The organism is Zhihengliuella salsuginis (assembly GCF_014651715.1).
GTDB lineage: Bacteria > Actinomycetota > Actinomycetes > Actinomycetales > Micrococcaceae > Zhihengliuella > Zhihengliuella salsuginis.
Window position 1 is genome coordinate 130,219 of sequence record NZ_BMXK01000009.1, and the last position, 19,663, is coordinate 149,881.

General features: G+C 72.5%; 15 protein-coding genes. 10 read left to right on the forward strand and 5 right to left on the reverse strand.

The window, feature by feature from the left end; all coding sequences use genetic code 11:
• Nucleotides 1-68: 68 nt before the first annotated feature.
• Entirely contained in the window at nt 69-476 is a 408-nt protein-coding gene (locus IE069_RS11410) for a VOC family protein (RefSeq protein WP_189350597.1), read from the reverse strand.
• Between the two features lie 99 nt (nt 477-575).
• Here IE069_RS11410 and IE069_RS11415 point away from each other — a divergent pair, with 99 nt between their 5' ends.
• Together IE069_RS11415 and IE069_RS11420 are read left to right on the forward strand one after the other, a co-directional pair.
• Nucleotides 576-1,508, forward strand: coding sequence for a helix-turn-helix transcriptional regulator (locus IE069_RS11415; RefSeq protein ID WP_189350599.1), 933 nt, complete (start codon nt 576-578; stop codon nt 1,506-1,508).
• Between the two features lie 103 nt (nt 1,509-1,611).
• A complete protein-coding gene (locus IE069_RS11420; protein ID WP_189350601.1) occupies nt 1,612-2,742 on the forward strand; it encodes a lipoprotein intramolecular transacylase Lit in 1,131 nt (376 codons plus the stop codon).
• A gap of 4 nt (nt 2,743-2,746) precedes the next feature.
• Here IE069_RS11420 and IE069_RS11425 read toward each other — a convergent pair whose 3' ends face one another.
• A complete protein-coding gene (locus IE069_RS11425; RefSeq protein ID WP_189350602.1) occupies nt 2,747-4,651 on the reverse strand; it encodes an AMP-dependent synthetase/ligase in 1,905 nt (634 codons plus the stop codon).
• Between the two features lie 83 nt (nt 4,652-4,734).
• The gene (locus IE069_RS11430; protein ID WP_229791104.1) at nt 4,735-6,489 is read right to left on the reverse strand and encodes a dolichyl-phosphate-mannose--protein mannosyltransferase; all 1,755 of its coding nucleotides are present in this window, start codon (nt 6,487-6,489) and stop codon (nt 4,735-4,737) included.
• A 164-nt stretch (nt 6,490-6,653) separates the two neighbouring features.
• Here IE069_RS11430 and rsmI point away from each other — a divergent pair, with 164 nt between their 5' ends.
• The 3 genes from rsmI to IE069_RS11445 all read left to right on the forward strand — a co-directional run bounded on the left by rsmI (nt 6,654) and on the right by IE069_RS11445 (nt 10,067).
• Nucleotides 6,654-7,475, forward strand: a complete 822-nt coding sequence (gene rsmI / locus IE069_RS11435; RefSeq protein WP_229791116.1) for a 16S rRNA (cytidine(1402)-2'-O)-methyltransferase — start codon at nt 6,654-6,656, stop codon at nt 7,473-7,475.
• Nucleotides 7,476-7,574: 99 nt separating this feature from the next.
• Nucleotides 7,575-9,056: an NAD-dependent succinate-semialdehyde dehydrogenase gene (locus tag IE069_RS11440; protein WP_189350604.1), complete on the forward strand. Its 1,482-nt coding sequence runs from the start codon at nt 7,575-7,577 to the stop codon at nt 9,054-9,056.
• Nucleotides 9,057-9,113: 57 nt separating this feature from the next.
• Nucleotides 9,114-10,067, forward strand: coding sequence for a TatD family hydrolase (locus IE069_RS11445; RefSeq protein ID WP_373287817.1), 954 nt, complete (start codon nt 9,114-9,116; stop codon nt 10,065-10,067).
• On the opposite strand, the gene IE069_RS11450 is transcribed toward IE069_RS11445, so the two are convergent.
• On the reverse strand, nt 10,064-11,191 hold the full coding sequence (locus IE069_RS11450) for a TlpA family protein disulfide reductase (RefSeq protein ID WP_189350608.1): 1,128 nt from the start codon (nt 11,189-11,191) through the stop codon (nt 10,064-10,066). The genes IE069_RS11445 and IE069_RS11450 overlap by 4 nt on opposite strands.
• A 272-nt stretch (nt 11,192-11,463) precedes the next feature.
• Here IE069_RS11450 and IE069_RS11455 point away from each other — a divergent pair, with 272 nt between their 5' ends.
• The 4 genes from IE069_RS11455 to IE069_RS11470 all read left to right on the forward strand — a co-directional run bounded on the left by IE069_RS11455 (nt 11,464) and on the right by IE069_RS11470 (nt 16,491).
• Complete coding sequence (locus tag IE069_RS11455) at nt 11,464-12,642, forward strand: resuscitation-promoting factor (RefSeq protein WP_189350611.1); 1,179 nt, start codon at nt 11,464-11,466, stop codon at nt 12,640-12,642.
• A gap of 132 nt (nt 12,643-12,774) precedes the next feature.
• Complete coding sequence (rsmA, locus tag IE069_RS11460; RefSeq protein WP_229791105.1) at nt 12,775-13,689, forward strand: 16S rRNA (adenine(1518)-N(6)/adenine(1519)-N(6))-dimethyltransferase RsmA; 915 nt, start codon at nt 12,775-12,777, stop codon at nt 13,687-13,689.
• Complete coding sequence (locus IE069_RS11465; RefSeq protein WP_189350615.1) at nt 13,686-14,606, forward strand: 4-(cytidine 5'-diphospho)-2-C-methyl-D-erythritol kinase; 921 nt, start codon at nt 13,686-13,688, stop codon at nt 14,604-14,606. The genes rsmA and IE069_RS11465 overlap by 4 nt, the downstream gene beginning before the upstream one ends.
• Before the next feature lie 55 nt (nt 14,607-14,661).
• A complete protein-coding gene (locus IE069_RS11470; protein WP_189350617.1) occupies nt 14,662-16,491 on the forward strand; it encodes an ABC-F family ATP-binding cassette domain-containing protein in 1,830 nt (609 codons plus the stop codon).
• Nucleotides 16,492-16,518: 27 nt separating this feature from the next.
• Here the strand turns inward: IE069_RS11470 and IE069_RS11475 are convergent, their stop codons facing one another.
• Nucleotides 16,519-18,537: a beta-galactosidase gene (locus tag IE069_RS11475; protein WP_189350618.1), complete on the reverse strand. Its 2,019-nt coding sequence runs from the start codon at nt 18,535-18,537 to the stop codon at nt 16,519-16,521.
• A gap of 94 nt (nt 18,538-18,631) precedes the next feature.
• On the opposite strand from IE069_RS11475, the gene IE069_RS11480 reads away from it, so the two are divergent.
• The gene (locus tag IE069_RS11480) at nt 18,632-19,645 is read left to right on the forward strand and encodes a LacI family DNA-binding transcriptional regulator (RefSeq protein ID WP_189350620.1); all 1,014 of its coding nucleotides are present in this window, start codon (nt 18,632-18,634) and stop codon (nt 19,643-19,645) included.
• The last annotated feature ends 18 nt before the right edge of the window (nt 19,646-19,663 follow it).

A 19,663-nucleotide genomic window follows, 5' to 3' on the forward strand; every position in this document is an offset into this window, starting at 1 on the left:
CCCCGCCGGCAGGCCCGCGCCCCGCACGGGGTGCGGGCCTGCCGTCTGCCCGGGCCCCTGCATACGGCTCACGCGGCGCCGTTCGGGTGGGCGGCCGCCCAGTGCGGGCTCTGGATGAGACCGAGGAGGTTGCCGAAGGGATCGGCCACGGAGGCGCTCCACCAGCCGTCGCCTCGCTGTACGACCGGATCGAACGTCCGCGCGCCGAGTGCGACGAGCCGGGCGGACGCCGACTGGATGTTGTCGACGTGCATCGACACCAGTGCGCCGCCCGGGGCATCCAGTGCCGGCCGGTAGGAGGCGTGCATCAGGGCGAACTCGTCCTCGTCGTCGCCGAAGCGCCACTCCGCGTACTGCGGATTGCCCGCCTCGGGGCGCACGAAGTACGGCGGGGCGCCGAAAACGGCCGAATACCACTCGATGGCCGCCGTCATGTCCTCGGCGACGAAGTTGAGGTTTGCGAGACCTCGCAGCATGGCTTCCTCCTCATGTTCCCGGCGGTCGATCCGCCGTGAACACGACGATTCCACGTGAAGTGCTCACCAATTGAGCACTTTCTGTGCGAGACTTCCGCCATGCGGGCAGACCGACTGATCCGGGTCCTCCTCGTGCTGCAGTCTCGCAGCACGGTGACCGCCGCGGAACTCGCCGACGATCTGGAGGTCTCGATCGCGACGGCGCGCCGCGACCTCGCAGCCCTTTCCTCCGCAGGCGTCCCGGTCTACCCGCAGCGGGGCCGCGGCGGCGGCTGGAGCCTGGTCGGCGGGGCGCGCACGAACCTCACCGGGCTGACCGAACCCGAAGCGACCGCCCTCTTCGCCCTGATCGGCCAGATCCACGGCGTGCCGGGGGAGGCCGCCACTGCGATTCGCAAGCTGGTGCAGGCCCTGCCCTCGACGTTCCGCAGCGGGGCGGAGCGCGCCATCGGATCGACGGTGCGCGATGACGCGCCGTGGGGCGCGGTGCACCAGGGGCCGCCGGAGACCGTCGCCGAACTGCAGGCCGCGATCGCCGCGGAGAGCGCGGTCGTGATCTCGTACGCGGACCGCGGGCCCGTCGGACTCACTCCACTGGGCGTCGCCGCCCGCGGCGGCACCTGGTATCTGCTCGCTTCGCGCGACGCAGGCGAGCCCCGGCTCTACCGGGCCGACCGCATTCGCGACGTGCGGCGGTCCGGACGGGCCGCGGTGCGCCCGGCGGGCTTCGACCTGACCAAGGCGTGGGCCGCGGCGGTGGCGCGCGTGGAGGAACTGCGCGGCGTCGTGTCCGCGCGGGCTCTGGTCCATGCGCACGCCGTGGCAGCTCTGGGACGTGCCTTCGGGGCGCAGATGACGCCGATGGGCGCGGCGGCCGACGGCCGGGTGCGAGTGGAGCTGCGGGCGCAGAGCGCCGAGGCCCTGGCGGAGCAGGTTGCCGGATGGAGCGCGGCGGCCGAAGTCGTCGAACCGGCGGAGGTGCGGTCCGCCATCGCCGCGCTGGGGGCCCGGCTCGTCTCGACCTACGGTTGATGAACGCCGCACTACTTCGGTCGGGGGCGGCGCGGGTCATTCGGAGCCAGGGGCCTGCCCGCCGACTAGGGTGGGGAAGGACGTCAGCCACGAGAGGAACTGCATGAGCGAGAAGGCGAACAGCGCAAGCGCGAGCGAGTCGGCCACCGAGCCGATCGAGCGCCCGTCCGGTCTCCGTTCCGACGCGGCGCCGGACGCGCAGAAGGCCTCCGGCCCGGGCACGGCTCAGCCCGCCGCCGACCCGGCACCCGAGGAGAAGACGGAGACGGCCGCCCTGCCCACCTCCGAGCCGCGCCGCGGGCGCCGCTCGGCGGAGTCGGCCGGCGAGGCCTCCGGCGGCGGCACGGCAGCCGACGACCCGGTCGCGGGCGCCGCCGCCGAACGTGAGAAGAGCCCCGCCTCCGCGACGAAGGTGCTGCGCTCCGCCGAGGCGGCTGCCGCCCGCGCGACCCCGGAACCCGTGGCCGCGCCGGTCGCGGACCCCGCGGACAGCAAACGGCGCGGCGACGCCCGCGAGGCCGCCCTGCGCGCCAAGCCGCTCGGGCCGCGGATCGTGCAGACCCTGCTCGCCGTCGTCTACCCGTTCCTGCTGGTCATCGGCGCGCTCAAGGCCGTCGCCAGCCCCTGGTTCCTGTGGCTGGAATACCACCGTCCGGGCTTCCCGGCGGACGAGTTCGGGTGGGACACGGCCCAGCGGCTGACCTACGGCTCCTACGGCGTCGACTACCTCAACAACGCCGCGGGAGCCGGGTTCCTCGGCGGCCTGGTGGGTGCCGACGGCGCCCCGCTCATGACGGATTCCGAGGTCTCGCACATGGCCGACGTGAAGGCCGTGATCGCCACGAGCTTCGCCGCCGGATTCGTCCTGCTGGTCCTGGCCGCCCTCATGGTCTGGTTCCTGGCCAGGCGCTACCCGGGCGGGGTGCGCCGGGGTCTGTTCGCCGGCGCCGTCGCCACGCTGGTCGCCGCCGTCGCGCTCGCGGCGCTGGCGATCCTGAACTGGGGCGCGTTCTTCACGGGCGTGCACGGGCTCTTCTTCGCCGACGGTACGTGGACGTTCCAGTACTCCGACACGCTGCTGCGGCTCTACCCCGAGCAGTTCTGGGTCGACGCCGGCATCGGCGTGGGCGTGCTGGTGCTGCTCGCCGTCGTCGCCACCCTGATCGCCACGTGGCCGACGCGCAGCCGCCGCGACCGCTCCCGCATCCGGGTCAACGGGCGCCGCTCCGCCTGACGGCCTAGCGCCGGTAGAGCTCCTCGATCTCCCCGGCGCAGGTCTCGACGACGGCGGCGCGCTTGAGCTTCATCGACGGCGTCAGGTGGCCCGAGGCCTCCGTGAACTCGCGGTCGACGATCGTGAACTTCTTGACCCCCTCGGCGTGGGAGACCGTCTTGTTCGCGGCATCGACCGCCGCCTGGATCTCGGAGAGGACCTCGGGGTGCCCGGCGGCCCGGGCGACGTCGAGGCCCTCGAGCCCGCGGGCGGCGGCCCACTGGGGCAGTTCGCCGGTGTCGAGCGTGACCAGTGCGGCGACGAAGGGGCGCTGGTCGCCGACCAGGACTACCTGGTCGACGATCCGCCACGCGCGGATCAGCTCCTCGAGCGGGCCGGGGGAGACGTTCTTGCCGCCGGCGGTGACGATGAGGTCCTTCTTGCGGCCCGTGATGGTCAGGAACCCGTCCTCGTCCAGCTCGCCGAGGTCGCCGGTGGCGAAGAACCCGTCCTCGGTGAAGGCGGCCGCGGTCGCCTCCCCGTTGCCGTGGTAGCCGGCGAAGACCCCCACGCCGCGCAGCTGCACCTCGGAGTCGTCGGCGATCCGCACGGTCGTCCCGGGGGTCGGGAAGCCGACGCTGCCGACCCGCACGTAGTCGGGCTGGTTCACGGTGGCGGGCGCGGTCGACTCAGTCAGCCCGTAGCCCTCGAGCAGCTGCACCCCGGCACCGCGGAAGAAGTGGGCCAGGTCCTCGCCCAGTTCGCTGGCGCCGGAGATCGCGAACTTCGCCTCACCGCCGAGGACGGCGCGCAGCTTCGGGTAGAGCACCCGGTCGAAGAACGCGTGCTGCGCCCGGACGGACAGGGGGAGCCTGGTGCCGGCTCCGCGGCCCACCGCGTCCCGGTGCCGGGACACCTCGATCGCGATCCGTTCGGCGCGCGCGAAGAGCCGGCCCCTGCCGGACTCCTCGGCCTTGGAAAGGGCGCCGGCGCGCACCTTCTCGAAGATCCGGGGCACCGCGAGCAGGAACGTCGGCTTGAAGCCCGCCAGGTCGCCCATCAGGTCGGCGACGTCCGGGCCGTGGGCCACGGTCGTGCCGGAGTGCACGCAGCACTGCTGGACGGCCCGCGCCAGCACGTGCGCGAGCGGCAGGAACATCAGGGTCCGCGAGCGGCCGTGGACGACCTCGCGCATGTGCGGGACGAGGTTCACGGCGACGCCCGCGAAGTTGCCGTGCGTCATCACGCAGCCCTTGGCCCGCCCGGTGGTCCCGGACGTGTAGACGAGGGTCGCGGTGTCGCTGTAGCCGGCCGAGGTGCGCGCGTCCTCGACCTGCGCGTCGGAGACCCGCGAGCGGGCTCCGGCGGCCAGGAGCAGCGCCAGGTCGCTGCCCGCGGTCAGGCCCGCGGGCACGACGCCGCCCGTCGCCTCGCCGGCGGCGCCCCCGCCCACGCTGTGCGCGGCATCGAAGCAGAAGATCTGGACGTCTTCGCCCAGCTTCTCGACGGCGTCCTCGACCACGGCGGCGCGCTCGGCCGACTCCGCGAACACGTGCCGCGCACCGGAGTCCCGCAGGATCCACTCGACCTGGACGGCGGAGCTGGTCTCGTACACGGGCACGCTGACGGCCCCGGCGAACCAGACGGCCTGCTCGACGAGCGCCCACTCGTAGCGGGTCCGGGACATGATCGCCACCATGGAACCCGGCTCGACGCCGCGGTCGATGAGGGACTTGGCGAGGCGGCGCACCAGCGCCACGTACCGGGGCGTGCTGATCTCCGTCCACCGGCCCGAGGAGTCCTTGACGGCGTAGAGCGGCGAGGCCGAGTCCGGGTCGGCGTTCTCGCGGTTCATCCGGTCGATGAGCAGCTGGGTGGTGTTGTAGGACTTGGGGAGCTCGACCAGCAGGTCGGTCCTGGCTTCGCGCACGGTTCTCTCCTGACGAGGCGGTCTTCGGTCAACAGTCTAGTCAGCGGCGCGCCGTGCCCCGGCCGCCGGTCCCGACCCGGGGCCTATCCCCAGCTGGGCAGCCAGACCCTCAGGTGCCAGGCCTCGTAGCTGATGGTCTGCCCGGTCCAGACCGGCCAGAAGAACGCCGAGAGTGCGATCGCCAGCGCCATGAACACCCCGACGACGGCGAGGCCGGCGCGGCGGCGCTCGGACGCCACCGCGGTGCGGGCGTCGTCGTGCTCCGGGGGCGCCGCGGACGGCGGCAGGTGGCCCAGCGGCGGGCCGGCCGGCGAGCCCGGCAGCAGGCGCGGGCGCCGGCCGGCGGTCGGCGCGCCGAGCGCGAGCCCCAGCACGTAGGCGAGGGCGAGCATCATGAACGGGTGGAAGGCGATCGTGTAGAAGAAGAACATGGTGCGCTCGGGGTAGAACCACCACGGGACGAACCCGGCGGCGACGCCGGCGAGGATCGCGCCGGCCCGCCAGTCGCGGGCCCCGGCCCAGAAGAACAGGACGACCAGCAGGGCCAGGGCCGCCGACCACCAGATGAGCGGGTTCGGCAGGTCCGTGACGACGCGGCTGCACGTCTCGAACGCGCAGCCGTCGGCGGCGGTGGGGGAGTCGTAGTGGTAGAGGACCGGCCGGCCCGCGAAGAGCCAGGTCTCCGGGCCGGACTCCCAGGAGTGCTCCGACCCGAGCCCCCGGTGGAAGTCGTAGGCGCTGCGGTGGTATTCGGCGAGCGAGCGCAGCGCATCCGGGACCAGCGGCCACGCCGCCTCCGGGTTGTTCTCCGCCCACTGGCGGTGGTAGCCGCCCGCCGTGCGCAGCCATCCAGTCCACGTCGCCAGGTACGTGGCGGCGGCCGCGGGGATGATGGTGAGGAACGCCGGGATCCCGTCGCGGAAGAGCCCCGCGGCGCCCCAGTACCGCACCCCGGCGGCACGGCGCGCGCCCACGTCCCAGAGGACCGTCAGCAGGCCGAACGCCGCGACGTACGCGAGCGCCGACCACTTGGTGCCCACCGCCGCGCCGAGCATCACGCCGGCGACGAGCCGCCACGGGCGCCACGCGTTCCACGGCCCGTAGAGCAGCTGCGCCGCACGCTGTCCCGGCACGACGGCGGCCGCGGCCAGCGCGGCGAGGCGGCGGCGTCCGTCGTCGCGGTCGAGGAGCAGCACGTAGAACGCGGCGAGGCAGAAGAACATCGTGAAGATGTCCAGCAGGGCGGTGCGCGACATGACGATGTGGTGGCCGTCGACGGCGGTGAGCAGTGCCGCGATGCCGCCGAGCAGGATCGAGCCGAGCAGCTTGCGGCCCACCAGGTAGACGAGGAGAACGGAGAGCGTCCCCGCCACGGCCGGGGCGAACCGCCAGCCGAGCCCGTTGTCGGTGCCGAACGCGAGCATGCCGAGCCCGATCAGCCACTTGCCCAGGGGCGGGTGGACCACGTAGGAGCGCTCGTCGAGGGGCTGCGGGTCGCCCGCGAGGAAGGCCTCGTCGGCACCCTCGTCGGGCCACTGCCGCTCGAAGCCCGACTGGAGCAGCGTGAAGGCGTCCTTGACGTAGTAGGTCTCGTCGAAGATCAGATCGTGCGGGGTGGACAGGTTCACCAGCCGCAGCCAGGCCGCCAGGGCCGTGATGAGCGCAGGAACGAGCCAGAAGGCGTGGCGGGTGGCGAAGGCCCAGACGGCCGCCGGCGTGCCCGGGATCCGCGTCCGCGGCGGCCCGCCGGTGCCGGGCGGCGCGGACGGACCCAGCAGCCGCTCGCGCAGCGCGGTCCGGCTCGTGGCGGCCTCGGGCGATCGGATCCATCTGGTCACGATGGCCACTCTAGCGGCCGACCCGAACCACCGTGGGCACCCCGCGTCCGCGATAGGCTGGGCGGGTGGCACAGCGCAGCAGTGGAGAGACCGAAGAGAACGCCTCGAGCCCCGCGGAAACGGCGGCCCGGGCGCTCGTCGAGCAGACCCCGGGGAACGGGCAGATCGTGCTCGCCGCGACCCCGATCGGGAACCTCTCCGACGCGTCGCCGCGGCTCATCGAGCTGATGCGCTCGGCCCACGTGGTCGCCGCCGAGGACACCCGGCGCCTGCTGCACCTGGCCAACGCCCTCGGCGTGCGCGTGCCGGGGCGGCTGGTCAGCTACCACGAGCACAACGAGGCCTCCCGCATCGCCGAGCTGCTCGAGATCGTCGAGGCCGGCGCCACCCTGCTGGTCGTCTCCGACGCGGGCATGCCGGCCGTCTCCGACCCCGGTTTCCGGCTCGTCGAGGCCGCCGTCGCCGCAGGAGTCACGGTCACCGCGGTGCCGGGCCCGTCGGCGGTGCTGACGGCGCTCTCCCTCTCCGGGCTGCCGACCGACCGCTTCACCTTCGAGGGCTTCCTGCCCCGCAAGACGGGCGACCGGGCCTCCCGCCTGGCCGACCTGGCCGACGAGCGCCGCACCATGGTCTTCTTCGAGGCCCCCCACCGGCTGCACGCCATGCTCAGGGCGCTGGGCGGGGCGTTCGGCGGATCCCGTCCGGCCGCCGTCGCCCGCGAACTGACCAAACTGCACGAGGAGGTCAGGCGCGGACCGCTCGACGAGCTGGCCGCCTGGGCGGAGGAGGGCGTGCGCGGCGAGATCGCCGTCGTCGTCTCCGGCAAGACGGAAGCCGACGCCGAAGACGACGTCGACCACGTGGCCGCGGTGCAGTCCATGATGGACTCGGGGATGCGCCTCAAGGATGCCGTCGCCGCGGTGGCCGAGCGCGACCGGATCTCCAAGCGCGAGCTGTACGCCGCCGTCGTGGCCGCGCGACAATGAGTCACGAAGCGACGTGCATCGTAGTCCGATTTTCGCGGCTCTCGGGCGTCGCCTAGATTTAGCAGCTGTCCAGCACTATCGATTCCCGGGAGTTAAACAATGACGATTACGCCCGAACGCGAAGCCGAGCTCCTCGCTTCCGTCCCCACCGGACTTCTCATCGGCGGCGAATGGCGCGACGCCTCCGACGGCGCCACCTTCGACGTGCACGACCCGGCGACCGGCAAGGTGCTCGCGACCCTCGCCTCGGCCACCAGCGAGGACGCCCTCGCCGCCCTCGACGCCGCGGATGCCGCGCAGGCCGAGTGGGCCCTGACGCCGGCCCGCGAGCGTTCGAACATCCTGCGCCGCGCCTTCGACCTGATCAGCGAGCGCTCCGAGGACTTCGCGCTGCTCATGACGCTGGAAATGGGCAAGCCGCTGCCGGAGGCCCGCGGCGAGGTCGCCTACGGCAACGAGTTCATGCGCTGGTTCTCCGAGGAGGCCGTGCGCGACTACGGCCGGTACATCACCACGCCCGAGGGCAAGAACAAGATCCTCGTCCAGAACAAGCCGGTCGGCCCGTGCCTGCTCATCACCCCCTGGAACTTCCCGCTGGCGATGGCCACCCGCAAGGTCGGCCCGGCGATCGCCGCCGGCTGCACCATGGTCCTGAAGCCGGCCAAGCTGACGCCGCTGACGAGCCAGCTCTTCGCGGCGACCCTGCTCGAGGCCGGCCTCCCGGCCGGCGTGCTCAACGTCGTCTCCGGCAAGAGCGCCTCGGCCATCTCCGGCCCGGTCATGGCCGATCCGCGGCTGCGCAAGGTCTCCTTCACCGGGTCGACGCCGGTCGGCAAGCGCCTGCTGAAGGACGCCGCCGACAACGTGCTGCGCACCTCGATGGAGCTCGGCGGCAATGCCCCGTTCCTGGTCTTCGAGGACGCGGACCTGGACAAGGCCGTCGAGGGCGCCATGGCGGCCAAGATGCGCAACATGGGCGAGGCCTGCACGGCCGCGAACCGCTTCCTGGTACAGGACACGATCGCCGAGGAGTTCACGCGCAGGTTCGCCGAGGCCATGGGCCGGCTGACGCCGGGCCGCGGCACCGAGGACTCCTCGACTGTCGGCCCGCTCATCGAGTCCTCCGCCCGCGACGACGTGCACGCGCTCGTCTCCGGGGCCGTCGACTCCGGTGCGGTGGCCGTCACGGGCGGCGAGCCGCTGGCCGGCGACGGCTACTTCTACGCCCCGACCGTGCTCGGAAACGTGCCCAACGACGCGGCGATCCTGCGCGAGGAGATCTTCGGCCCGGTCGCCCCGGTGACGACGTTCGCGACCGAGGAGGAGGCCATCAAGCTCGCCAACGCCAGCGAGTACGGCCTGGCCTCGTACCTCTTCACGTCCGACTACGCGCGCATGTTCCGGGTCGCGGAGCAGATCGAGTTCGGCATGATCGGCTTCAACGCCGGCATCATCTCGAACGCGGCCGCCCCGTTCGGCGGCGTCAAGCAGTCGGGCATGGGCCGCGAGGGCGGCACCGAGGGCATCGCCGAGTACAGCACCGTGCAGTACATCGGCATCGCCGACCCGTACGCGAAGTAGCACGGGAGGCGCCGGCGGGCGGGTCTGGCTAGGATGGAACGCGTGTCTGATTCGCGCGTGACCCCCGGTTCGACCCCGCCCGCCTTCGTGTCCGAGGAGGCCGACGACGTCGTCGTCCCCGAGGGGGCGAGCCCGCAAGAGGCCGAGCGGCTGGCCGCCCAGGCGGCCCGGCGCCGTCGTCGTTCCGAATACCCGCCGGCGCCGGAGCCGCTGCCCGTCCCGGTACCCGACAACCACACGCACCTGGAGGCGCGGGCAGTGCGGAGCGCGGTGTCCGTCGCGGACGCGCTCGACACGGCGAACGCCGTCGGCGTCCCGGGCGTCGTGCAGGTCGGCTGCGACGTCGAGTCCTCGAGGTTCGCCGTCGAGGCCGCCGCCGCGGATCCGCGCGTGCTCGCCGCCGTCGCCATCCACCCGAACGACGCCGCGCCGCTCGCCGAGGCGGGCGGGCTCGACGCGGCGATCGTCGAGATCGACGTGCTCGCCGGGCACGAGCGCGTGCGCGCGGTGGGGGAGACCGGGCTCGACTACTTCCGCACCGGCCCCGAGGGGCACGCCGACCAGCGGGCCTCGTTCGAGGCGCACCTGGACATCGCCGTACGGCGCGGCAAGGCGCTCCAGATCCACGACCGCGACGCGCACGACGACGTCGTCGACGTGCTCCGCAGCGCTCCGCGGCTTCCCGAGCACGTGGTCTTCCACTGCTTCTCCGGAGACGCGCAGTTGGCGCGGATCTGCAACGACAACGGCTGGTACATGTCGTTCGCCGGCACCGTGACCTTCAAGAACTCGACGGGACTGCACGAGGCGCTCTCGCTGGCGGACCCGGAGCTGGTCCTGGTCGAGACGGACGCGCCGTACCTGACCCCGCACCCCTACCGCGGCCGGCCGAACGCCGCCTACATGACCCCCTACACGGTGCGGTTCATGGCCGGGCACACCGGGCGCGATCTGGCCGGGCTCTGCACGCAGCTGGCGGCGAACACGCGCCGCGTCTACGGGGAGTTCTAGGACTCCACCGAGTCGGCGACGACGCCGGCCAGCGCGGAGATGTACTCGGCCCCGGTGGTCGGGCCCGCGGCGATGGAGCCGTCCGGCGCCACGAGCAGCGCGGACGGCGTGTAGCGGACGCCGAGCAGCTGCTGGATCGCGAGGCTGTCGTCCACCAGCACCAGCTCGCGCACCTCGGGGTGCTCCTCGGCGAACTGCTCCGGCGCCCGCGAGACGAGCAGACGCACCCCGACCCGGTCGCCGAACCGCTCCCGCCAGTTGTCGAGGGCCTCGAGCACCTCGTCGCACGCCCGGCAGGCGGGGCGCACCAGGATCAGCAGGGTCGCCCCTCGGGGGAGCGACTGGCGCAGACCGCGCGTCTCGGCGGATCCGGCGGCGCGGACCATGACCTTCGGCAGCGCCACGCCGGTCAGATCCTCGGGCTGGGCGTCGTCCAGCGACGACGGCGCGGGACGCTCGCTCAGCAGCCAGCGCACCGGGGTCCCGCCCGCGGGCTCCTCTGCTTCGCCGCCTGCCGGATCCCCGGCCGGCTCCGGGGCCGTCCGGCCGGCCCCGGCCGGGGCCGCGACGATCGTGCCGGCGCCCGGGCCGCGGCCGGTGAGCTGCTGCCACGTCAGGGGTACCGCTGCGGCGACGACGACGGCAGCGAGCCACCACCAGTCGCCGGGGGCGAAGGCGAGGAAGTCGGAGGGCACGGAGCGTCCGGAGCCCGCGAAGACCACCGCGCCGAGTCCCAGAACCACGAGGCCGAGGTTGCGGGCCAGGTCCCAGCGGGTGGTCGCGCCCCGGCCGAATCGGCCGAAGCAGGCGCAGTCCTGCGCCTCGCCGCTGCGGAGCACCGCCGCGATGAGCCACGTGTAGAACAGGCAGAGAGCGAGGGCGAGAGCCGCGACGACGAGGGCGGCCGGCCAGGGGGTGGTGACCAGCCCGATGGCCAGCAGGATCTCGAGCCAGGGGTGGAGCCGGCGCACCAGCGGGTGGTTCACGATCCGGGGCACGCCTGGCCCCGATAGCGGAGTGGCCGTTACCTTTTCTTGAGATTCCGTCATGATCTTCGCCACGCCAGCGACGGTGAGGATCAGGGCGAGGGTCAGAGGTGTGGTGACTAGTGCAAACGTCGTCATGTCGACCATTGTCGCACCCGCGGTCCCGCCCCGTTCGAGGCGGCGCCGGGCGGTGCGGACGCCGTCAGCTGTTTGTGACTTGATAACGGAACGGTTACGGTGGAAGTGACACAGCCGGGATCGGGGAAGGTTTCGGGTATGCCGCGCTCCACGCGCGGCATCAGCATCATTCGCATCAACCATCGGTGGTTTGGACATTCCGTTCGTATGTCCAACCTTGCCTTCTGCCGCCGAGCTCCCCGTACCTGGACGGCAGAACAGTTGGGAATTTCATGAAGAACGCTTTTCGGAACCGCTGGGTGAAGGTCGCAGCCCAGGGACTGGTCCTCGCCGCGCTGATCGTCGGCGTGGTCTCCTACGTCGGCGCATCCAAGACCCTGGCGGTGACCGTCGACGGTGAGACCCAGTCGGTGACCACCTTCGGCAACACGGTCGCCGACGCCCTCGCCTCGTCCGACATCGACGTGGCCGACCGCGACGAGGTCTCCCCCTCCCTCGACGCGGCCATCGAGGACGGCACCGAGATCTCCGTCAGCCGCCACAAGAGCGTCGAGCTCGTGCTCGACGGCGAGGCGCGCACAGTAGGAACCACCGGTGTGACCGTGGCCGACGTCCTCGCGCAGCTCGGCCTGGCCGAGGACGCGGAGGTCTCCGAGGGCAAGGACATGGAGCTCGTCGCGCTGAGCAGCGCCATCGAGATCCAGACGCCGAAGGACATCAAGTTCGTCGTCGGCGGCGAGGAGAAGCCCTTCACGACGACGGCGCAGACCGTCGAGGAGGCCCTCGCCGATGCCGAGGTCGAGGTCGGCGAGAGCGACATCGTCGGCCCCGAGGATCTCAGCACCGAGACCGAGGACGGCATGACCATCAGCGTCATCCGCGTCACCACCGAGAACCGCACCGAGACCAAGTCCATCGCCCACGAGGTCGAGAAGGTCAACGACTCCTCCATCGACAAGGGTGAGACCGAGGTCTCGACCAAGGGCAAGAACGGCGAGCGCGAGCTGACCTACAAGGTCGTCCTCCACAACGGCGAGGTCGAGAAGTCCGAGCTCGTCGCCGACGAGGTCGTCGCCAAGCCGGTCACCGAGGTCGTCAAGGTCGGCACGCACGTCGAGGAGAAGGCCCCCGCGCCCTCGACGTCCAGCTCGTCCGACTCGAGCTCCTCGAGCTCGGGCGGCGGCACCACCGCGTCCGGCCCGTCCTCGGGCACCTGGGCCGCGCTGGCGCAGTGCGAGTCCGGTGGCAACTGGTCCATCAACACCGGCAACGGCTACTACGGCGGCCTCCAGTTCAGCGCCTCCAGCTGGGCCGGTGCCGGCGGCACGCAGTACGCTCCGCTGCCGCACCAGGCGAGCCCGTCCGAGCAGATCGCGACCGCCGAGGTCCTGCGCTCCAACGGCGGCTGGGGCCACTGGCCCTCCTGCTCGTCGCAGCTCGGCCTGCGCTAAACACTCCGACCGGTTCGCTCCGGCCGCGCAGCCTCCGGCCCCGCGCGCAGTCCTCCTCCGGGATGGACCGCACGTGGGGCCTCTGCGTGCACCCGGGCGGCGGACGGACGAGGACGAACTAGGATGGACTCCGTGACTTCTGATGCAGCCCGCCCCGCTTCCGGTTCGCCGGCCCCGCTTCTCGGCGCGACCGAGATCCGCCGACTGGCCGACGAACTCGACGTGCGCCCGACGAAGACGCTCGGGCAGAACTTCGTGATCGACGGGAACACCATCCGCCGCATCGTGGCCGCCGCCGACCTCGGCCCGGACGAGGTCGTGCTCGAGGTCGGTCCGGGGCTGGGATCGCTCACGCTCGGCCTGCTCGACGCCGCCGAGCGCGTCGTCGCCGTCGAGATCGACCCGAAGCTCGCCGAGCGCCTGCCGCGGACCATCGCCGAGTTCCGCCCGGAGCGGGCCGGCGCCCTCGACGTCGTGCTCTCCGACGCCATGCGGGTCACCGAGCTGCCGCACGCCCCGACCGCCCTGGTCGCCAACCTGCCCTACAACGTGGCCGTGCCCGTGGTGCTGCACCTGTTCGAGCACTTCCCCACACTGCGGCACGGGCTGGTCATGGTCCAGGACGAGGTCGCCGACCGGCTCGCCGCGACGCCGGGTTCGAAGATCTACGGCATACCGAGCGTCAAGTCCACCTGGTACGCGGACATGCGCAAGGCCGGGATCATCGGCAAGAACGTTTTCTGGCCGGCCCCCAAGATCAACTCCGGCCTCGTCGGCTTCGAACGCCACGAGCCGCCCGCGACGCCCGCCAGCCGCGAGCAGGTCTTCGCCGCGATCGACGCGGCCTTCGCCCAGCGCCGCAAGACGCTGCGCGCCGCCCTGGCCGGCTGGGCCGGCAGCGCCGCGGCCGCCGAGACCGCCCTCCGCGCCGCCGGCGTCGACCCGCAGGCCCGCGGCGAGAAGCTCGGCATCGAGGAGTTCGCCGCCATCGCGGCCCACCACCCCGACGTCGTGGGCGCGCCCGCCGCGGGGGAGGGCGGCGCGTGAGGCCCAGCGTCACGGCCCGGGCACCGGGCAAGATCAACGTCTTCTTCCGCGCCGGGCCGGCGCGGCCGGACGGCTACCACGACGTCGCCAGCCTCTACCTGGCGGTCAGCCTCTACGAGGACGTGACCGCCACGGCGCGCGACGACGACGGGGTGACCGTGCGGCTGTCGGCCGACTCGACCGCCGTGCGGGACCCCGAGGACTTCCCGCTCGACGCCGACAACCTGGTCGTCCGCGCCGCCAAGCTCCTCGCGGCGCACACCGGCGCCGGCCGGGGCGTCGACCTCGAGGTCGTCAAGCGCGTGCCGATCGCCGGCGGCATGGGCGGCGGCTCCGCCGACGCGGCCGCGACGCTCGTGGCGTGCAACGCGCTCTGGGGGACCTCGCTGACGCGCGAGCAGTTGTGCGAGCTGGGCTCCGAGCTCGGCGCCGACGTCCCGTTCGCCATCACCGGCGGCGCCGCCGTCGGCCTCGGCATCGGCGACGAGCTCTCACCGCTGCTCCTGCGGGACCGCAGCGACTGGGTCGTCCTGCCGGCCAGCTACGGCCTGTCGACTCCGGCCGTGTTCAAGCAGCTCGACGCCCTGCGCGCCGACGAGGCCGTGGAGACCCCGCGGCAGGTCGACGCCGACGTCGTCCAGGCCCTCGTGGCCGGCGACCACGAACGCCTGCCCCGACTGGTGCACAACGACCTGGCCCGCGCGGCGATCAGCCTCGCCCCCGAGCTGGGCGACGTGCTCGAGGAGTCCCTGCGCGCCGGAGCACTGGCCGCGATCGTCTCCGGCTCCGGTCCGACGGCGGCGCTGCTCGCCGAGGACGCCCACCACGCCGACCAGCTGGCGCTGCAGCTGCAGGACGAGCCCGGCCTCGCCGCGCATCCCGTGCACGGCCCGGTCCCGGGTGCCGGACTGATCTAGCGCGGCGGCGTCGTGCCCCGAATTTCGAAGAACCAACAGCAGATGTAAGGACAGAATGGCTCACTTGCTCGGCGCGCAGAACCTGCGCGTCTCCTACGGAACCCGCACCGTGCTCGACGGCGTCAGCCTCGGCGTGGACGACGGCGACCGGATCGGCATGGTCGGCCGCAACGGCGACGGGAAATCGACCCTCATGCGCCTGCTCGCGCTCGAGCAGAGCCCCGACGAGGGGCGGGTCACGCAGCGGGGCGGGCTGCGCGTCGGCTACCTGAACCAGGTGGACGTCCTCGACGGCGACCTGCCCGTGGGCGAGGCGATCGTCGGCGACGCCGCCGACCACGAGTGGGCGTCGAACCCGCTCGTCCGCGAGGTCATGGGCGGGCTCGTCGAGGAGGTCGACTGGCACGCCAAGGTGTCCTCGCTCTCCGGCGGGCAGCGCCGCCGCGTCGCCCTCGCCAAGCTGCTGATCGCCGACGACGACGTCGTCATGCTCGACGAGCCCACCAACCACCTCGACGTCGAGGGCGTCGCCTGGCTGGCGCGGCATCTGAAGACCCGTTGGCGCGCCAACCAGGGCGGGCTCCTGCTCGTCACCCACGACCGCTGGTTCCTCGACGAGGTATGCACGCGCACCTGGGAGGTGCACGACGGCGTCGTCGACCCGTTCGACGGGGGCTACGCCGCGTACACCCTCGCCCGGGTCGAGCGCGACCGGACTGCTGCCGTCGTCGAGAACAAGCGCCAGCAGCTGGCCAAGAAGGAGCTCGCGTGGCTGCGCCGCGGCGCCCCCGCCCGCACCTCGAAGCCTAAGTTCCGAATCGACGCCGCGACCGCGCTGATCAACGACGTGCCGGAGCCGCGCGACACGGTCGCGCTGGCGAAGATGGCCACGGCCCGCCTCGGCAAGGACGTGATCGACCTCGAGGACGTGTCGCTGGGCTTCGACGGGAACGCGCCGCTGTTCGACGAAGTCACCCTGCGCCTGGCACCGGGCGAACGCGTCGGCATCGTCGGCGTGAACGGGGCCGGCAAATCGACCCTGCTGCGCCTGCTCGACGGCCAGATCGAGCCGACGAGCGGGAAGATCAAGCGCGGCAAGACCGTGCAGACCGCCGTGCTGACCCAGGAGGTCACGGAGCTCGAGCCGCTGGCGGAGAAGCGCGTGATCGAGGTGGTCAACGACGAGAAGAGCCGGTTCGAGGTCGGCGGCAAGGAGATCTCGGCCGGGCAGCTCGTCGAGCAGCTCGGGTTCACCCAGCAGAAGCAGTGGACCAGGATCAAGGAGCTCTCCGGCGGCGAGCGGCGGCGCCTGCAGCTGCTGCGCCTGCTGATCGGCGAGCCGAACGTGCTCATGCTCGACGAGCCGACCAACGACCTCGACACCGACACGCTCGCCGCGGTGGAGGACCTGCTCGACGGCTGGCCGGGCACGCTGGTGGTCGTCAGCCACGACCGCTACCTGCTCGAGCGCGTCACCGACCACCAGCTGGCGCTGCTCGGCGACGGCAGGATCCGCTTCCTGCCCGGCGGCGTCGAGCAGTACCTCGAGCTGCGCGAGGGCGGGGACACCGCGGCCCAGAGGGCGGCGACCGGAACGAACTCGCCCGCGGCGGGCGACCAGCCCGCCCAGGGGACGCCGTCGTCCGCGCCAGGCCACAGCGAGGCCGAGAAGCGCGAGGCGCGCAAGAGCGTCAATCGTCTCGAGAAGCAGATGGGCAAGCTGGACGCGCAGGTCGCCGAGGTCGAGCACCAGATGGCGGCCGCGTCGGAGGCGATGAGATTCGACGAGCTGAAGGCCCTCACGGCCAAGGCGGGTGAGCTCCGGGCCGCGCACGACGACCTCGAGACGGAGTGGCTCGAGGCCGCGGAGATCGCCGAGGGCTAGGCGCGCTGCCCGGCGCCGCGGGGCCGCTCAGCCCTCCAGACGCACGACGGCGGCGCCGCCGGCCTCCAGCGTGAGCGACCCGCCCGTGGCGGCGCCGGTGAGCAGATCGACGCCGTCCACCGGAACGTCCGCCGCCGTGTCCGTGTGGTTGAGGAGCGTGAGGTAGTCGGCCGCCTCGCCGACCCGGCGGACCGCCTCCACGCCCTCGGGCAGGCCGGCGGGCGCGATCCCGGCGTCCGCGTAGACGTCGCCCATGACGGTCTCCAGCGCCCCGGCGTCGAGCCGGGTGGAGAGGTACCAGCCGGTCCCGTCGCCGTGCGCGTTGCGGGTGATCGCCGGCTTGGACGCGCCGGGGCCTTCGGCGTAGGTGCCGCGCACCTCGGCGGTGGTGATCCGCAGGTCGTCCTGCCAGTCGTCGGCGCTGAGCCGGTGCGCCCCGCCGTCGGCTGCGGTGTAGTCGACGGCGGCCCGGGCGCCGGCGCGCAGTGGCAGGAACTCCTCGACGTCGCAGCCGAGCACCTCGCGCAGCGGGGCCATGAACCCGCCGGCATGGACGGCGTCGTGCTCGTCGACGATCCCGGAGAAGTAGGAGACCGCCAGGGTGCCGCCGCCGGCGACGTAGCGGGTCAGGTTGGCGGCGTCGTCGCGCGTGAGCAGGTACTGCGAGGCCGCGATGACCAGCTTGTAGCCGGAGAGATCGGCGCCCGGGAGGGCGAAGTCGACCGTGATGCCGTCGCGCCAGAGGCGCTCGTAGAAGGCGCGGATGCGCTCGCGCGGGTCGAGGTCCTGCGTGGGGCGCCACTCGAGCGACTGCCCCCAGAAGGACTCGAAGTCCCACAGGATCGCGACGTCGGCCTGCACCCGGGCGCCCCGGGCCTCACTCACGCGTCCCAGCTTGGCGCCCAGGTCGACGACTTCCCGCCAGATGCGCGAATCGGTCCCCGCGTGCGGCAGCATCGTCGAGTGGAACTTCTCGGCGCCGGAACGGGAGGCCCGCCACTGGAAGAACATGATGGCGTCGGCGCCGCGGCCGAAGTGGGCCAGCGAGTTGCGGGCCATCTCGCCGGGGCGCTTGGCCACGTTGCGCGGCTGCCAATTCACGGCGGACGTCGAGTGCTCCAAGAGCATCCACGGTTTGCCCCCGCCGACGGACCGCGACAGGTCTGCCGCGATGGCCAAACCGATGTGCGCCTCGGGATCGGCGGCGGTGAGGTAGTGGTCGTCGGAGACCACGTCGACCTCCTTCGCCCAGGCCCACAGGTCGGTGGTGAACTCCTGGTTGGCCATGAAGTTGGTGGTCACCGGCTTGTCGGAGTGGGCGCGGATCGCGTCGCGCTCGGCGATGTAGCAGGCGCGCAGCTGGTGGTCGCTGAAGCGGGCGAAGTCGAGGCGCTGGGCCGGATTCACGGTGCTCGCCGCGGCGGCGGGCGCGCCGACGTGCTCCCAATCGCCGTAGTGCTGACCCCAGAACGCCGTGCCCCAGGCCCGGTTCAGCTCGTCGAGGCTGCCGTAGCGCTCGCGCAGCCAGGTGCGGAAGGCGCGCACCGCGTGCGGCGAGTAGTCCTCGGCCACGGGCACGCCGTACTCGTTGTGCACGTGCCACATGAGTACCGCCGGGTGGTCCGCGTAGCGCTCGGCGAGGGCGGAGGCGATCCGCACGACGGCGTCGCGGTATGAGGCGGCCGAGTGGGAGACCATGCCGCGGGACCCGAAACCCAGGACCCTGCCGTCCCGGTCGATGACGCGGGCGTCCGGGTATTCGGCGAAGAACCACGCGGGAGGCGACGCGGTGGGCGTGCCGAGATCGACGGCGATCCCGTTCTCGTGCAGCAGCTCGATCACGGTGTCCAACCACTCGAAGTCGAAGACGCCCTCCTCGGTCTCGAGCAGCGCCCAGGAGAAGATGCCGATGCTGACCATGTTCACGCCGGCTTCGCGCATGAGCCGCACGTCCTCGTGCCACGTCTCGCGGGGCCACTGCTCCGGGTTGTAGTCGCCCCCGTAGGCGATCTGATCCAGCTGCGGCCAGCGGTGCTGCTCGGGCATCGGGTTACTCCTTCGAGGACGTGCGGCCGCGCGGGGAGCGCCGACCTGTGACCGGTCACAGGCTACGGCAGCCGGGCTGGTAATGTCCATGCTCATGGAACAGGACAGCCGGGCGCCCAGGCCCACGATCCGGGACGTCGCCGCCGCGGCGGGAGTCTCGCGGGGGACTGTCTCGCGTGTCATCAACGGCGGCCACTGGGTCTCGCCCGGGGCGCGCGGGCTGGTCGAGGCCGCCATCGAGCGGACCGGCTACACCGCCAACCACCACGCGCGCAGCCTCGCGACCGGACGAGCGAACTCGCTGGCCTTCCTCGTGACCGAACCCCAGCACCTGCTCTTCGACGACCCGACCTACGCCCTGCTGTTGCGCGGGGCCGCCGAGGCGCTGGCCGAACGGAACATGACGCTCGTGCTGCTGATGGCGGGCACGGACCGGGAGAAGGAGACGACCCTCGAGTATCTGCGCGCCGGACACGTCGACGGGGTCCTGCTGATCTCCTCCCGCGCCTCCGATGTGTACATCGGAGAGCTCTCGGCGGCTGGGATCCCGGCCGCGTGCAGCGGCCTGCCCGCCGCGCCCGCCGCGGGCGTCCCGTCCGTGTCCATCGACGAGGACGCCTCGACCCGTCGGATGATCCGCCATCTGCGCGCGCGGGGTCGGCACCGGATCGCCCACCTGTCCGGGCCGGAGGACACGCCCGGCGGGCGCCTCCGCCTGGCCGCGTACCGCGACGAGATGGGCGCGGAGTTCGACGGGCGCCTCGTCGAGTCCGGTGATTTCGGCCGGGCGTCCGGCGCCGCGGCCATGGAACGGCTGCTGGCGGGCGGGGTCCGCTTCGATGCTGTATTCGCCGCCTCGGACGCGATGGCCGCCGGCGCGATCGCGACCCTGCGCCGCGCGGGCCTGGGGGTGCCCGACGACGTCGCGGTGGCCGGATTCGACGATTCGGGCCTGGCCGAGTCGCTCGACCCGCCCCTGACGACCATTCGCCAGCCGTGGGAGGCGATCAGCCGGGCGATGGTCGGGCTGCTGCTCGAGGCGGTCGACGGGGCGGAGGGGCGCAGCGTCACCCTCCCGACCACGCTGGTGCAACGCTCCAGCACGTGAAGGTACTGTCTAGAATGA

What these genes read in the sequence shown, in the direction of transcription:
- IE069_RS11410 (WP_189350597.1), bottom strand. Translation starts at nt 476, where the DNA reads ATGCTGCGAGGTCTCGCAAACCTCAACTTCGTCGCCGAGGACATGACG.
- IE069_RS11415 (WP_189350599.1), top strand. Translation starts at nt 576, where the DNA reads ATGCGGGCAGACCGACTGATCCGGGTCCTCCTCGTGCTGCAGTCTCGC.
- IE069_RS11420 (WP_189350601.1), top strand. Translation starts at nt 1,612, where the DNA reads ATGAGCGAGAAGGCGAACAGCGCAAGCGCGAGCGAGTCGGCCACCGAG.
- IE069_RS11440 (WP_189350604.1), top strand. Translation starts at nt 7,575, where the DNA reads ATGACGATTACGCCCGAACGCGAAGCCGAGCTCCTCGCTTCCGTCCCC.
- IE069_RS11450 (WP_189350608.1), bottom strand. Translation starts at nt 11,191, where the DNA reads ATGACGACGTTTGCACTAGTCACCACACCTCTGACCCTCGCCCTGATC.
- IE069_RS11455 (WP_189350611.1), top strand. Translation starts at nt 11,464, where the DNA reads ATGAAGAACGCTTTTCGGAACCGCTGGGTGAAGGTCGCAGCCCAGGGA.
- IE069_RS11470 (WP_189350617.1), top strand. Translation starts at nt 14,662, where the DNA reads ATGGCTCACTTGCTCGGCGCGCAGAACCTGCGCGTCTCCTACGGAACC.
- IE069_RS11475 (WP_189350618.1), bottom strand. Translation starts at nt 18,537, where the DNA reads ATGCCCGAGCAGCACCGCTGGCCGCAGCTGGATCAGATCGCCTACGGG.
- IE069_RS11480 (WP_189350620.1), top strand. Translation starts at nt 18,632, where the DNA reads ATGGAACAGGACAGCCGGGCGCCCAGGCCCACGATCCGGGACGTCGCC.